The 14033-nt window shown below is 70.4% G+C and carries 12 protein-coding genes and 2 pseudogenes; 6 read left to right on the forward strand and 8 right to left on the reverse strand.

What is annotated here, in order from left to right:
• Positions 1 to 30: 30 nt before the first annotated feature.
• Together AB0E67_RS29905 and AB0E67_RS29910 are read right to left on the reverse strand one after the other, a co-directional pair.
• Positions 31 to 2271 carry an MMPL family transporter gene (locus tag AB0E67_RS29905; RefSeq protein ID WP_362032358.1) on the reverse strand — a complete coding sequence of 747 codons (2241 nt, stop codon included), beginning with the start codon at positions 2269 to 2271 and terminating at the stop codon, positions 31 to 33.
• A gap of 191 nt (positions 2272 to 2462) precedes the next feature.
• Entirely contained in the window at positions 2463 to 3035 is a 573-nt protein-coding gene (locus tag AB0E67_RS29910) for a TetR/AcrR family transcriptional regulator (protein ID WP_362032361.1), read from the reverse strand.
• Between the two features lie 220 nt (positions 3036 to 3255).
• Between AB0E67_RS29910 and AB0E67_RS29915 the strand changes: the two genes are divergently transcribed.
• From AB0E67_RS29915 to AB0E67_RS29925, 3 genes are all read left to right on the forward strand, one after another.
• Positions 3256 to 6564, forward strand: a complete 3309-nt coding sequence (locus AB0E67_RS29915; protein ID WP_362032364.1) for a S41 family peptidase — start codon at positions 3256 to 3258, stop codon at positions 6562 to 6564.
• Positions 6565 to 6707: 143 nt separating this feature from the next.
• Positions 6708 to 7880 carry an FAD-dependent oxidoreductase gene (locus AB0E67_RS29920; RefSeq protein ID WP_362032367.1) on the forward strand — a complete coding sequence of 391 codons (1173 nt, stop codon included), beginning with the start codon at positions 6708 to 6710 and terminating at the stop codon, positions 7878 to 7880.
• Positions 7881 to 7915: 35 nt separating this feature from the next.
• A complete protein-coding gene (locus AB0E67_RS29925; RefSeq protein WP_362032370.1) occupies positions 7916 to 8887 on the forward strand; it encodes an RNA polymerase sigma-70 factor in 972 nt (323 codons plus the stop codon).
• An 88-nt stretch (positions 8888 to 8975) separates the two neighbouring features.
• Here AB0E67_RS29925 and AB0E67_RS29930 read toward each other — a convergent pair whose 3' ends face one another.
• On the reverse strand, positions 8976 to 9458 hold the full coding sequence (locus AB0E67_RS29930) for an ATP-binding protein (protein ID WP_362032372.1): 483 nt from the start codon (positions 9456 to 9458) through the stop codon (positions 8976 to 8978).
• Complete coding sequence (locus tag AB0E67_RS29935; RefSeq protein ID WP_362032374.1) at positions 9455 to 9691, reverse strand: hypothetical protein; 237 nt, start codon at positions 9689 to 9691, stop codon at positions 9455 to 9457. Before AB0E67_RS29935 ends, AB0E67_RS29930 begins: the two co-directional genes overlap by 4 nt.
• 345 nt (positions 9692 to 10036) lie before the next feature.
• Between AB0E67_RS29935 and AB0E67_RS29940 the strand changes: the two genes are divergently transcribed.
• Both AB0E67_RS29940 and AB0E67_RS29945 read left to right on the forward strand, forming a co-directional pair.
• Positions 10037 to 10795, forward strand: a complete 759-nt coding sequence (locus AB0E67_RS29940; protein ID WP_362032377.1) for a DUF6879 family protein — start codon at positions 10037 to 10039, stop codon at positions 10793 to 10795.
• 15 nt (positions 10796 to 10810) lie between these two features.
• Positions 10811 to 10939, forward strand: a pseudogene (locus AB0E67_RS29945) (transcriptional regulator); the annotation flags it as partial.
• Between the two features lie 133 nt (positions 10940 to 11072).
• Here AB0E67_RS29945 and AB0E67_RS29950 read toward each other — a convergent pair.
• The 3 genes from AB0E67_RS29950 to AB0E67_RS29960 all read right to left on the reverse strand — a co-directional run bounded on the left by AB0E67_RS29950 (position 11073) and on the right by AB0E67_RS29960 (position 12386).
• Positions 11073 to 11480: a methyltransferase domain-containing protein gene (locus tag AB0E67_RS29950; protein ID WP_362032380.1), complete on the reverse strand. Its 408-nt coding sequence runs from the start codon at positions 11478 to 11480 to the stop codon at positions 11073 to 11075.
• An 82-nt stretch (positions 11481 to 11562) separates the two neighbouring features.
• Entirely contained in the window at positions 11563 to 12048 is a 486-nt protein-coding gene (locus AB0E67_RS29955) for a hypothetical protein (protein ID WP_362032383.1), read from the reverse strand.
• 185 nt (positions 12049 to 12233) lie between these two features.
• Entirely contained in the window at positions 12234 to 12386 is a 153-nt protein-coding gene (locus tag AB0E67_RS29960; protein WP_362032386.1) for a hypothetical protein, read from the reverse strand.
• 181 nt (positions 12387 to 12567) lie between these two features.
• Here AB0E67_RS29960 and AB0E67_RS29965 point away from each other — a divergent pair, with 181 nt between their 5' ends.
• Positions 12568 to 13314 (forward strand): phosphotransferase, encoded by a 747-nt coding sequence (locus AB0E67_RS29965; RefSeq protein ID WP_362032389.1) that lies wholly within the window; start codon positions 12568 to 12570, stop codon positions 13312 to 13314.
• A gap of 16 nt (positions 13315 to 13330) precedes the next feature.
• Here AB0E67_RS29965 and AB0E67_RS29970 read toward each other — a convergent pair.
• Positions 13331 to 14033: pseudogene (locus AB0E67_RS29970) on the reverse strand (hypothetical protein); the annotation flags it as partial.

A 14033-nucleotide genomic window follows, 5' to 3' on the forward strand; every position in this document is an offset into this window, starting at 1 on the left:
CCACCGGCCCGCCCCGCGCCCGGTTCCGACTCAGACCCGGCTCAGCTCGCGCTCCCCCTCCGCGCCTCCGCCGTGGCCGGAACCGTCCTCCGGGTCCGGCGCATCGCCGAGCTGCTTGCGCAGCCCCTCGCCCTCGACGTCCACGTTCGGCAGCAGCCGGTCCAGCCAGCGCGGCAGCGACCAGGCACGGTCGCCGAGCAGCGCCAGGACCGCGGGCACGATCGCCATCCGGACCACGAACGCGTCGAAGAAGACGGCGATGGCGAGCGAGAAGCCGATCATCTTCACCATCTGCTCGGTGGAACCGATGAAGCCGGCGAAGACCGCCATCATGATCACGGCGGCGGCCGTGACGACCCGGGCGCCGTGGCGGAATCCGGTGACGATCGCCTGGCCGGACTTCTCGCCGTGGACGTACGCCTCACGCATCCGGGTGACGAGGAAGACCTCGTAGTCCATCGCGAGACCGAAGACCACACCCACCATGAAGATCGGCATCATGGACATGATCGGGCCGGTCTGTTCCACGCCGAAGAGCGAGCCGAGCCAGCCCCACTGGAAGACCGCGACGACCGCGCCCAGGGCGGCGACCACCGAGAGCAGGAAGCCGAGGGCCGCCTTCAGCGGCACCAGCACCGACCGGAAGACCAGCATCAGCAGCAGGAAGGCCAGGCCGACCACGAGCGCCAGGTAGGGCGGCAGCGCGTCGTTCATCTTCTGCGAGAAGTCGATGTTCATCGCCGTGGCCCCGGTGACCAGGACCTTCGCGCCGGTGTCGGACTTGATGTCCGCGCCCGCGTCGCGGATCGCGTGGACCACGTCCTCGGTCTCGGTGGAGCTCGGGCGGTCCTTCGGGATGACGGTGATCATCGCGGTGTCGCCGGCCTTGTTGAACTGGGCCGGGGTGACCGCGGCGACGCCCCGGATGCCGGAGATCTCGTCGGCGACCTGCTTGACCGCGGTCTTGCCGTCGGAGCTGTCCGCGGTGTCGACGACGACCAGCAGCGGCCCGTTGAAGCCGGGGCCGAAGCCGTCCGAGAGCAGGTCGTAGGCGCGCCGCTGGGTGCTGCTGGTGGGCTGGGAGCCCTCGTCGGGCAGGCCCATCTCCAGGGACGTGGCCGGTACGGCGACGACGCCGAGGCCGATGACCCCGGCCAGCAGCACCCACACCGGCTTGCGCAGCACGAACCGGGCCCAGCGGGTCCCCATGTTCGGCTTGGCCTCGACCGGGTCGGACGTGTCGGCGGCCTTGCGCGCCTTGCGTCCCATGACCCGCTTGCCCGCGAAGCCCAGCATCGCCGGCACCAGGGTGAGCGCCACGAGGACCGCGATCACGACCGTGCCGGCCGCGGCGAAGCCCATCTTCGTCAGGATCGGGATGTTCACGACCGCGAGGCCGACCAGCGCGATGACCACGGTGAGACCGGCGAAGACCACCGCGGAACCGGCCGTTCCGACGGCCCGCCCGGCCGCCTCCTCGCGCTCCCGGCCCTCGGCCAGCTCGGCGCGGTAGCGGGAGACGATGAACAACGCGTAGTCGATGCCGACCGCGAGGCCGATCATCATCGCGAGGATGGAGGTGGTGGAGTCGAGTCCGAGCGGGTTCGCCAGCGCCGTGATCGTCGAGACGCCGATGCCGACCCCGATCAGGGCGGTGAGCAGCGGCAGCCCGGCGGCGACCAGGGATCCGAAGGTGATCAACAGCACCACAGCGGCGACCGTGACACCGATGACCTCCGTGGCACCGGTCTCCGGGATCACCAGGAGCGCGTCACCGCCGATCTCCACCGTCAGCCCGCCCTTCTGCGCCGCGCGGCCCGCGTCCTTCAGGGCGTCTCGGGTCTCGTCGGTCAGCTCCATCGCGCTGACCTTGTAGGACACCGCGACGTAGGCCGTGGAACCGTTCTTGCTGACGGCGCCGACGGTGTACGGGTCGGCGACCGAGGCGACCTGGTCCGAACCGGACTTCAGGCTGCCGACGGCCTTGGTCACCTGGGCCTTGTTCTCCGGGTCGGTCATCTTCCGGCCCTCGGGGGCCTTGAAGACGACCCGGGCGGTCGCGCCGTCGGCGCTGACTCCGGGGAAGCGCTGTTCCAGCAGGTCGAAGGCGCGCTGTGCCTCCGTTCCGGGGATGGAGAAGGAGCTGGAGGCGGCGGTGGACGCGGAGGCCGCGCCGAACCCGGCGAGTGCGAGCAGCGCCACCCAGATCAGGGCGACGAACCGGCGGCGCCGGAAGGCGAACCGTCCGAGTTTGTAGAGGAATGTGGCCACGAGGGCGTACTCCCGGTCAGGTCGTATGGGTGGAAATGGGCGCGGGGGACCAGCCCGACGACGAGAGCGGCGTGTCAGGTGGGGCTCGGGGAGAGGTCGGAGGCCGTGCGAGGGGACGGGCGTTCGCACGAGGGGTGCGAACGCACGGGGAGGGTCCCGTGCGAGGAGAACGAGGAGGGAACGGAAGCGGGTCAGACTCCGAGAGCGGGGAGGATCACGGAATCGACGTAGTCGATGAGGTAGGCATGCTCGACGGGACGCTCCTCGATCAGCCACCGGGTCAGATAGGCACCGATCAGCATGTGCGTCACGTACTTCAGCGCCGGATGGTCCGGCCGCACCTCGCCCCGCTCCACGGCTCTGCGCAGCATCGTCTCCAAGCCGGTCATCTCCGGTTCGAGCAACAGCTCACGCAGCGCCTGGAGCAGATCGGGGTTGCCGTGGGCGGCATGGGCCACCCCCCGCAGCAGCGCGGAATCCTTCTCCAATTGGCAGGGGTCGACGAGGTTCAGCGCGGCATGGAAGTCGCCGCGCAGCGACCCGGTGTCGGCCGAGGCGAGGGCCACCGGCTTGTCCTGCCGCAGGGCCCTCGCGACCAGCTGGGGCTTGCTCCCCCACTGGCGGTAGAGGGTGGCCTTGCTGGAACGGGTGCGGGCGGCGACGGCGTCCATGGTCAGGGCGTCGTAACCGACCTCGCGGAGCAGATCGAGCACGGCGGCGTACAGCTCGCCCTCACGCTCGGGTGTGAGCCGGGTGCGCGCCACGTACCGACCTCCCGTTTCCCGCCCGCCCCCGATCACACAGCGGCCGGCCGGGCGGCGGTCAATCGAACGAAACTGTTTCGTACACATCCACGATAGCGCGCTCGCGAACGAAACCGTTTCGTTTCGCTTGTGTTCCGCGCCACAGCCGTCACCACAGCCGCCCGACGTCCCCCCGGTATCACGAGTTGCCGGGCCCCTTCCGCGCGGAAAGCATGGAGAGGTGAGTGACGACGCCGCGTATCTCCGTTTTCCGCACCTCCACGACGATCTGATCTGCTTCGCGGCCGAGGACGACCTCTGGGTCGCCCCCCTCGCCCCGGAGGGACAGCGCCCCGAACGGGCCTGGCGGCTGACCGTCGACCGCACCCGGATCGGTTATCCGCGGTTCTCGCCCGGCGGGACCCGCATCGCGTACACCACCTGGCGCAGCCTCGACCCCGAGATCCATCTCGTACCGGTCGATGGCGGACCGGCCCGCCGGCTCACCTACTGGGGCTCGACGGACGCCCAGGTCTGCGGCTGGACCCCTGATCCGGACGACACCGCGCAGATCCTCGCCGTCTCCTCGCACAACCAGCCCCTGTCGCACCTCTCCTGGGCCTACACCCTCCCCACCGACGGCAGTCCCGGCGGCAAACTGCCCTGGGGTCCGGTCTCCGCCATCACGGTCGGCGAAGTCGACGGCGAACGCCGCACCCTGCTCCTGACCGGCACGCCGCCGCACGAACCGGCCTCCTGGAAGCGGTACCGGGGCGGCGCCACCGGGCGGCTCTGGCTGCACGGCAAACGGCTGCTCCCGGACATCGGCGGCCACCTCGACTCGCCCATGTTCGTCGCCGGGCGGATCGCGTTCCTCTCCGACCACGAGGGCGTCGGCAACCTGTACTCCTGCCGCCCAGACGGCAGCGACCTGCGCCGCCACACCGACCACGACGCCTACTACGCCCGGCACGCCTCCAGCGACGGCCGCCGGGTCGTGTACCAGTGCGCGGGCGACGTATGGCTGGTCGACGACCTGGCGTCGCCGGACGCCGTCCCCCGCAAGCTGGAGGTGCGCCTCGGCGGGCCGCGCGCCGGACGCCGTACGTACCAGGTCTCGGCCGCCAGCAACATCGACTCCCTGTCCGTGGACGAGACGGGCCGGGCCAGCGCCGTCGCCGTACGCGGCAGCCTGTACTGGCTCACCCACCGCGACGGCCCGGCCCGCACCATCGCCGACACCCCGGGCGTCCGGGTCCGGCTGCCCGAGATGCTCGGCAGCGGCGGCCAGGTCGCCTATGTCACGGACGCGGACGGCGCGGACGCGATCGAGATCGCCTACCTGCCGCGTGCCAGCGGCGACCGTCCGCCGCGCCGGCTGGCGTCCGGGCGGATCGGCCGGGTCCACGAACTGATCGCCGACCCGGACGGCGAACGCCTGGCGATCGCCACGCACGACGGACGCCTGCTGCTCCTGGACACCGACGAGGAGACGGCCACCGGCGAACCCACCGAGCTGATCCGCTCCGTCAACGGCCCGGTCCGCGACATGGCGTTCTCCCCGGACGGCGCCTGGCTGACCTGGTCGCACCCCGGCATCGGGCGGTCGCTGCGGCAGATCAAACTGGCCCGCATCCTCGGCACCGGCGCCCCGGTGATCGTCGACGTCACCAACGGCCGCTTCGAGGACGAGAACCCGGTCTTCACGGGCGACGGCCGCTATCTCGCGTTCCTCTCCTGGCGCGGCTTCGACCCGGTCTACGACGTGCACACCGGCGACCTGTCGTTCCCGCTGGGCTGCCGCCCGTACCTGGTGCCGCTCTCCTCCGCCACCCCCTCCCCCTTCGCCCTCTCCCCCGAGGGCCGCCCGGCGGCCGGCGGGCTCGACCCGGTCGACGACGTCCAGGCGACCGCCCCCGCCACGGGCGAGGAACTGTCGGGACCGTCGACGGTCAGCGTCGAGTTCGAGGGGCTGGAGAACCGGGTGACGCCGTTCCCGGTGTCCGCTTCGAAGTACTCGGGGCTGCGCCCGGTGAGCGGCGGCGGGCTGGTCTGGCTGCGCTGGCCGATCTCGGGCGCGCTCGGCGAGACGTTCGCCAACCCGGCGGACATGTCCGGCCGTCCCACGCTGGAGCACTTCAACATCTCCCGGGCCCGCAAGACCGAACTCGTCGGCCATCTGGACTGGTTCGCGGTCAGCGGCGACGCCACCCGGCTGGTCGTCATGGACGAGGGCGAGCTGCGCGCCGTGCCCGCCACCGAGATCGCCGACAGCGACACCACCGTCTACCTCGACCTGCGCCGCATCCTGCACGATGTCGACCCGGCGGCGGAGTGGCGGCAGGCGTACGCGGAGGCCGGGCGCATCATCCGCGCGTACTTCTGGGACCCGGGGATGTCCGGCATCGACTGGGACGGGGTCCTCGACCAGTACCGCCCGCTGGTCGAACGGGTGGCCTCCCCCGACGAGTTCGCGGATCTGCTGCGGGAGGTCCTGGGCGAACTCGGCACCTCGCACGCGTACGTGACACCGTCCCGCCGCAACGAGGGACCGCCGCACTACCAGCGGGCCATCGGCCTGCTCGGCGCCAACCTGGTGTGCCGGGACGGCGACTGGACGATCCGGCGCATCCTGCCCGGCGACTCCTCCGACTCCAAGGCCCGTTCCCCCCTGGCCGGCACGGGCATCCGGGCGGGCGCGGTCCTCACCCACGTCGACGGCCGCCCGGTCGACCCGGTGGCGGGCCCGTACCCGCTGCTGGCGGCGGCGGGCGGCACCACCGTCGAACTCACCTTCAGGCCGCCGGAGGCCGACGGGGGCCGCCCCCGCCGCGTCGCGGTGGTCCCGCTGGTCGACGAACGCCCCCTGCGCTACCAGGACTGGGTGGCCAAACGCCGTGAGGTCGTACGGGAGTTGAGCGGCGGCAAGTGCGGCTACCTGCACATCCCGGACATGGGCGGCTCCGGCTGGGCCCAGTTCAACCGGGACCTGCGCATGGAGATGTCCCGCCCGGCACTGATCGTGGACGTGCGAGGCAACGCGGGTGGCAACATCAGCGAGCTGGTGGTCGAGAAGCTGACCCGGACGATCCTCGGCTGGGACCTGACCCGCGACGCCCAGCCCGTCAGTTACGCCTCCAACGCCCCGCGCGGCCCGGTGGTGGCACTGGCCGACGAGGCGACGGCCTCCGACGGCGACATGATCACCGCCGCGTTCCGGCTGCTGAAGCTGGGCCCGGTGGTGGGCCAGCGGACGTGGGGCGGCGTGGTCGGCATGACCGGCCGCCACCGGCTGGGCGACGGCACGGTGATCACGGTGCCGATGAACGCGGCCTGGTTCGACACGTACGGCTGGTCGGTCGAGAACTACGGCGTCGAGCCGGACGTGGAGGCCCTGCGCACCCCGCTCGACTGGGCCGAGGGCCGGTACGCGGTGCTGGACGACGCGGTACGGGTGGCCCTGGACCTGCTGGCCGCCCACCCGGCGGCGACCCCGCCGACGTACGACACGGTCCCGGACCGGCGGCGCCCGCCGCTGCCCCCGCGCTGAACCCACCACCCCGCACGGTTCGTCCGGCAGCCCGCCCGCACGCCGGAGTGATCTGCCTCACGTGCTGTCACAGCGACCCGTCACGCGGTGTCTTGATGCCGAAACCCGGCGACAGGCCGGAGCACGGCAACGGAGGAGACACCGTGAGCGAGAACACCGAGAACACCGACGTGGTCGTGATCGGCGGAGGGTACGCCGGCGTCGTCGCGGCCAACCGCCTGGCGGGCCGCGACGATGTGACCGTGACCCTGATCAACCCGCGCCCCGTCTTCGTCGAGCGCATCCGCCTGCACCAGCTGGTGGCCGGGAACCACGACGCGGTCGTCGACTTCGGGGAGGTCCTGGCCGGGAACGTACGGCTGGTGGTCGACAGCGTGGCCCGGATCGACGCGGCCGGGCGCGGCGTGACGCTGGCGGCCGGCGGGACGGTCGGCTACGACTACCTGATCTACGCGGTGGGCAGCGGCAGCGCCGACCCCGGCGTGCCCGGCGCGGCGGAGTTCGCCCACCCGATCGCCGACCTGGAGGAGGCGCGGCGGCTGCGGCCGGTCGTCGACGCCGCACCCGCGGCGGCCCCGGTGACGGTGGTCGGGGCCGGCCCGACCGGCATCGAGACCGCCGCCGAACTGGCGGAAGAGGGCCGTGCCGTGATCCTGGTCTGCGGCGATGTGCTCGGCCCGTACCTGCACCCCCGGGGCCGCCGCTCCGTCGCCAGGACCCTCGCCGAACTCGGTGTGACCGTGGTCGAGGGCCCCGGCGCGAGGGTGACGGCCGTGACCCGCGACGCCGTGCGGCTCGACGACGGCCGTGAGCTCCCGAGCAGTGTGACCGTCTGGGCCACCGGTTTCGGCGTGCCGGACCTGGCCGCCCGCAGCGGGCTGAGCACCGACGCCGTGGGCCGTCTGCTCACGGACCGGACGCTCACGAGCGTGGACGACGCGCGCATCGTCGCGGCCGGGGACGCGGCGGCGCCGAAGGACCTGTCGTTCCGGATGAGCTGCCAGGCCGCGGGCCAGCTCGGCATCCGCGCCGCCCGCACGGTGATCAGCCGGATCGAGGGCGAGCGGCCCGCGCCGCTCAAGGTGCGGTTCCTCGGCCAGTGCATCAGCCTGGGCCGTCGCGCGGGGATCTTCCAGTTCGCGTCCCTGGACGACACCGCGAACCGCTTCTACGTCGCGGGGCGTTCCGCTGCGAAGCTCAAGGAGTTCGTCTGCACGTCCACCGTCAAGCAGCTGACGAACGAGGCACGCAAGCACGGGGCGTCACGCGCCCGGACCGAGGGCGGGCGGCCGGACGTCCGAGTGGCCGGGAGCTGAGGCCCGAGGCCGAGCCCAGAGGAGAGAGACGAGACGTGAACGACGACCACGCCACCGACCCGACGCACCCGACCGACCCGGCCCGTACGACCGACCCGGCGCAGCCGACCGACCCGACCCGTCCCACCGACCCGGCGACCGAGGCTTTCGTCGCCCACCGCAACCTGCTGTTCACCGTCGCCTACGAGATGCTCGGATCGGCGGCCGACGCGGAGGACGTCCTCCAGGAGACCTGGCTGAGGTGGGTCGAGGTCGACCTCGGGCAGGTGCTCGACCAGCGCGCCTACCTGGTCCGGATCACCACCCGGCAGTCGCTCAACCGGCTGCGCGCGCTGACGCGCCGCAAGGAGGCGTACGTCGGCCCCTGGCTGCCCGAACCGGTGCTCACCGCGCCCGACGTGGCCGAGGACGTCGAGCTCGCCGAGAGCCTGTCGATGGCGCTGATGCTCGTGCTCGAAACGCTGTCGCCGACGGAACGCGCCGTGTTCGTGCTGCGCGAGGTCTTCGACGTCGGCTACGACGAGATCGCGGCCGCCGTCGACAAGAGCCCCGCGGCCGTACGCCAGATCGCGCACCGCGCCCGCCGCCACGTCGATGCCCGCCGCCCCCGCTCGACGGTCTCCGCGAGCCAGACCCGGGCAGCGCTGGAGTCGTTCCGGCGCGCGCTCGAAACCGGGGACCTCCAGGGCCTCCTCGACGTGCTCGCCCCCGATGTCGTCCTCGTCAGCGACGGCGGCGGCGTCAAGCAGGCGGCACGACGGCCGATCATCGGCGCCGACAAGGTGGCCCGCTTCATCATCGGCGGCTCCGGAAGGGCCACTGGCACGGTCACCAATGACCCCACCCTGGTCAACGGCAACCCCGCGCTCGTCCTGCGCCTGGACGGCGAGATGGACGGCGTCCTGGCCCTCCGGGTCGAGAACGCCCGCATCACCGGCCTCTACTACGTCCGCAACCCGGAGAAGCTGACCCGCGTCGAGTCGGAGACCTCGCTCACCCTGCGCTGAACGCCCTCCGGCGGTACGCCCCGGAACGGCCGGCTCCGGAACGGCCGATCCCGGGACAAGGCGTACGCACGACGCGCCGTGCCCACCCTCACCCCGCCCCGGGCGCGGCACCCGCCGCGGTTCTGCCGCCCGGGACGACCGGTTCGTCCGCCCCTCGCCCCCACCCGTCGGGCAGGGGCAGTTCGCACCACACCGTCTTGCCGCGCACTCCCTGCTCCACGCCCCACCGCGACGCGAGCGCACCGACGAGCGCGAGCCCCCGCCCCGACTCGTCCTCGACGCCCGCGGTCCGGGGCGCGGGCCACGCCCCCGGCTCCGGATCGCTCAGCTCAACGCGGACACGACCACAGTCCGTACCGGTGACACGGAGACCGACCGGCGTGCCCTCACCGAGGTGCACGATCACATTGGCCAGCAACTCGCTGACGCAGAGCAGCAGATGGAGCGCATCCACCTGGCCGCACCAGTCGCGCAGTATCTGCCGCACCTGCGGTACGGCCTTCGGCACGGCGATCAGTTCCAGCGTGAACGGCTCGAACGGCTCGAACGGCTCGAACGGCTCGGCGGTCACGCGTCGGCCGCCGCACGCAGCACGTCGGCCAGCCGACGCGCGGTCGCCGCGTTGCAGTTGCCGAGCGCGACGAGCCGCGGCCGCTCCGCGCCCCCGGCCAGGGTCAACGGGTCGACGCCGAGGGACGGCAGTGTGATGCCGTGCGCCGCGAGGGCGCTGCGCAGGGCGCGGACGTCCGCGTCGATGTCGTGGCCGACCGCCGTGTGCGGGGGCGTGTGGTGTGGGCTGTCCATGAGGAGCTGTTCACCTTTCATTGCGCATTGTGACGAACCCCTCACACGCTGCCGCATCGAATCCCGCCGTGAAAGGGTTTCCCGATCCACACGGCAGGGCGCGAAGGCCGGCCGTCGGCACCTTCTTCGCCGCCCGGGGAGGCCGCCCCCGACACTTCTTCCGCAGGTCTCGCACCGGCCCGAACCGGCTGACATCGATCCCGAAAGCCGAGTCCTCACTTGAAGAGGGAACTCCGAGCTCGAAGAAAGGCGGATCGACGCCCTGCGGGCCGCCAGGACCCGAGGCAGGGAGGGGTGGCCTCATGAGAGCTTGAGGGAATCGGTTCCCGAGGGAAGGACCTGTTCATGACCCGACGGCTGCGTTTCAACGGCACGGGCAGCGGCGTCAACGGATGCCCGTCCGTTCATGAAGACCTCGATACCGGTGAGGTCATCGTGCACGGCCCCGCCCTCACCGATCCCGACGACATCGCCCAGCTCCGGCATCTGAGTGAGGGTGAGGTGCCCATCGTGGTGCCGCGCGAGCTGCTGGTGGACTTCGGCCCGAAGAAGGTCACCCACGTGCCGGACATCATCGGGCTGGACGAGTTCGACCGGCTCTTCACCCAGTTCGAGCACACGGCATGGCGCTTGGAGACGCGTCGCCGCTACGCATCGGACGAGCTCACCGATACTTACGCCCAGTTCGTGCGCGGCGAGCCCGTCGACTGGGAGGGAGCCGACGCGGAATCGTGCGAGGAGCGCCGCCAGCAGGCAGCGCTCGGGCAGCAGTTCGAGCGCGTCCGCCTCGTCGACACCCCTCCCACGGCCGGCCAGCTCTATCTGCTGGACAACGCACGTCGCAACAGCGCTGTCGGCGAGAGAATCTTCAATCTGTGGCGAGAGGTCGCCGACCGCCTCGGCCTGCCTGCGGAAGACTTCTGGATCTCCGACTCCCGACTGGTCGCGCTGCTCAACTTCGATGACGCCGACAACCTGGTCGACGTCGAGCTGATCACAGAGCCCGCTGCGGTACTGCGGTACGTCATGGTGCGCGATGCGGCACGGCATCATGCCATCTCGTACGAGGAGTTCGCGGCACGGTTGGCCGCGAAGGAGGACTGAGGCAGGTGCGCGTCGGTGAGCACGGACTACCAGTGGGCACGGGAAGCACTCGGGGCACGGCTGCGCGAACTCCGGCTCTCGGTTCCTGGAGGCCGGCTCACCGGTACGGAGCTCGCCGGGCGACACGGATGGAACAAGTCCGAGGATGTCGTTACTTCAACGGTCCGTGGCGCCAGGACGTTTCGAGGTCACTCACCTGGCACGGACGGATCGAATCAGGAGTGTGCCCATCGTGCGCTTGTCGTCCTCGGGGGCCGGTAGAACCGTCGCCGTCACTTCAAGGAACCCGTGTTCTTCGAGGAGATCGGACCACATGTCGGGTTCGTAGTCCCAGCGTTTGACGATCGCAGGATCCTCGTCGGGGCCACGAGAGATGTAGGACGCCTGACAGCCATAGCAGCCTTCCACAGGAGGCCGCTGGGACATGGCGAAGTTGTCTGGAAGAGAGGTCCACCCCCACCGCCCGCATGCCGAGAGCGGCGAGATGAGCCGCGTTCCCGCCAGACCCGCATCCAAGATCCAGCGCCGTTTCCCCCGGCTTCAAGGAAAGTACTTCCGCTCCCGGGCCGTGGTCGGCGTACTGCGTCCAGTTGAACCATGTGGTCTCGCCCCGGTTGTTCGTCTGCCGTCGTTGCCGCTTCGTGGCGGAGTACACGTCCCATGCCGCGCCGTCGGGCTCTGACACGTATCAATCCTTTGTCGGTTCCATCAGCCGCCCGTCTCGGGTCCGGGCGGCTGATGGTTCGGGTACTGCTTGTGGCTGGGTGCTACTTGCTGATCGGACTGTCGGTGCACCCTGCGTAGCTCTGGGTGCAGTCCGCGGCTCCGTCCGCAGGCCAGATCTCGGGGTCGATCTCGAAACCGGCCGCGCGGATCGTGTCACGGGTCCTGGTGAGGACGGCCCGCCCGTCGGCGGGGTTGTGCCCGTGCCGGTCCGGCACGTGGTGGATGAAGACGGTTCCGAGGGCTGCGCAGAACGCGGCGTACTGAGCGGTGTGCAGAACGAAGGCGTGCCAGAAGAGGTCCACGCGGAGACTGGGGGCCATCTTCTCCGTGGCATTGGCTGTGGAGGCGAGGAAGGCCACCAGCTGGTTCACACCCCTCTCGCCCAAGTCGTCGGTGAGTTCGGGCCAGTAGTCCTTGCGGACAACCGCGATCAGGTCCGCCCGCGTCTCGGGGCCGATCAGGTCCAAGACCTCGGTCGGGGAGAGCTGCGAAGCAGGGCCTCCTGAAACCTCGTGGGTGGTAGTCACGTCAGTCCTTCCTTCGTTGGATGGTGCATGACTTTCTGCGGCCCGTCCCGGAACGGGTGGTAGTCCACCGAGTGGGTTCTGCCGCCGTCACGCCGTAGCCCTCCGGTCGGTTCCGGGGCCGATGAAACGAACATAGAAACCTGCGGATCGACAGGTCCACGTTGTTGCACGTTGTTGCACGCCAATCACCCGAGAGAGTCGATGGCCCTGCTGATCAGGAAGCGGGCTCGCGGGCCGTACACCGCCATCTCGGCAAGCCGAGTGAAGGCACGGAGATAGACCTCCACCTCGGTCGGTGTCGTCACGGTGACCTTCGCGGCCAGCAGCTCCACATGCACCCGCTTGTACTGGTGAAGAGGCAGTGTTCTGGTAGTGCGCTATTCAGCGGCTCTGAGACTTGACCTGGTCTGAGGTCGGTGCCGTGCACGAGGCCGCCGGGTAGCGGGATGCGGTCAGCCGCGTAATCGCACGCGATAAACCTGGCGACGTCGGCGATCACCGCCGGAATACTGGTCGCCCATGGATGAGGTCAAAGTCGTCGTCGCCCATTCCGAGCGCGCGACACTGCGCGTCGGCGACGTGTTCCTGAAGGTGGACGCCGATCAGGCGCGCATCGACGTCGAAGTCGAGGCGATGTCCCTCGCGCCGGTGCCGACCCCGGAGGTCCTGTGGCGCAAGCCGCCCGTGCTCGCGATCGCCGCACTCCCGGGGACGACGCTTGGACGCCTCGGCGGGCCGTCGACCAGGTCGCCGACGGCGTGGGCCGCGGCGGGCGCGGCCATCCGGAAGCTGCACGAAGCGCCCCTGCCGCTCCGGCCGGGCGGGGCCGGCCGGAGCATCGCCGCGCTGGCGACGGAACTCGACGACGAGTGTGAGTTGCTCGTGGCGAACGGCATCCTGCCCGCCGACCTGGTCACTCGCAACCGCCTGGTCGCCGAGGCCGCGCTCCGGCCGTGGACTCCGGCGTTCACGCACGGCGACCTGCAGATCGCGCACGTCTTCGTCGACGGCGACGAGGTCACGGGCATCATCGACTGGTCCGAGGCGGGCCAGGGTGATGCCCTGTACGACCTCGCCACCTTCACGCTCGGACACGAGGAGCACCTTGACGACGTCATCGCCGGCTACGGCACTGACATCGACCTCGATGTGATCCACGCGTGGTGGTCGTTGCGAAGCCTGCTGGCGGTTCGCTGGCTGGTCGAGCACGGTTTCGACCCGTTCGCGCCAGGTTGCGAGGTCGACGTGCTGCGATCCCGGATGTGAGGCTGCGCCCTATCTGCTACGATATTTTGTTCTGAGTCGTGAGAGCCGCGAGGTAGCCAGCCCAACTGTCCTGGGCCAAAGCCGCCCACTGAGTGGCGGTGTTCCTGTGGATTCCGAACAGGTCGCACATGATGATCGGCGGAAGTTCACCGGCCATGCCCAACAGGGCCGTGTTGCGGGCCGCGAGGGTGGGCAGACCGTGCTTCGCGAGTTGTGCTGACAGGCCGCCAGGGCTTCGCGGGCGGCCGACGAGACGGCCCGGGAGGAGAAGCTCCAGGTGCTCGCTGTCGGGCAGGGCTCCCACCGCCGAGTGTCTTCGGCCCTCAGCTATCTGTCGTTCGATGAGACGAGCCAGCGTCGGCGGCAGGAGCACGGGGTTCTTGTCGAAGGTGAAGTAGGCGCCGGTTTTGTCCTCGTGGAACTGGTCGGCGGTCAAGTGGACGATGCGGGTGATAGGCAATCCATAGAGGCGGATCAGGGCGCCGGCGATGCGGATGTCCAGCGGCAATGTCGCGTCCGTGAGGCACCGGCGTAGTTGATCGGCTTGATCGTCGTCGTCGAGGAAGGTTGCCGGTGCGGGCCGATGGTATCCGGGGTATTCCAAATTCCGGGTCAGGCCGCGCTTGAAGCTTCCCCTTGATCGTGGACACCTGGAGACTGGGATCTTGAGGTTCCAGAGGAAGTAGCACCAGGTGGGAAGCAAGTACACGAAGCGGTAC

Origin of the sequence: Streptomyces sp. NPDC032161 (assembly GCF_040636995.1) — a bacterium.
In the GTDB taxonomy this organism is placed as follows: Bacteria; Actinomycetota; Actinomycetes; order Streptomycetales; family Streptomycetaceae; genus Streptomyces.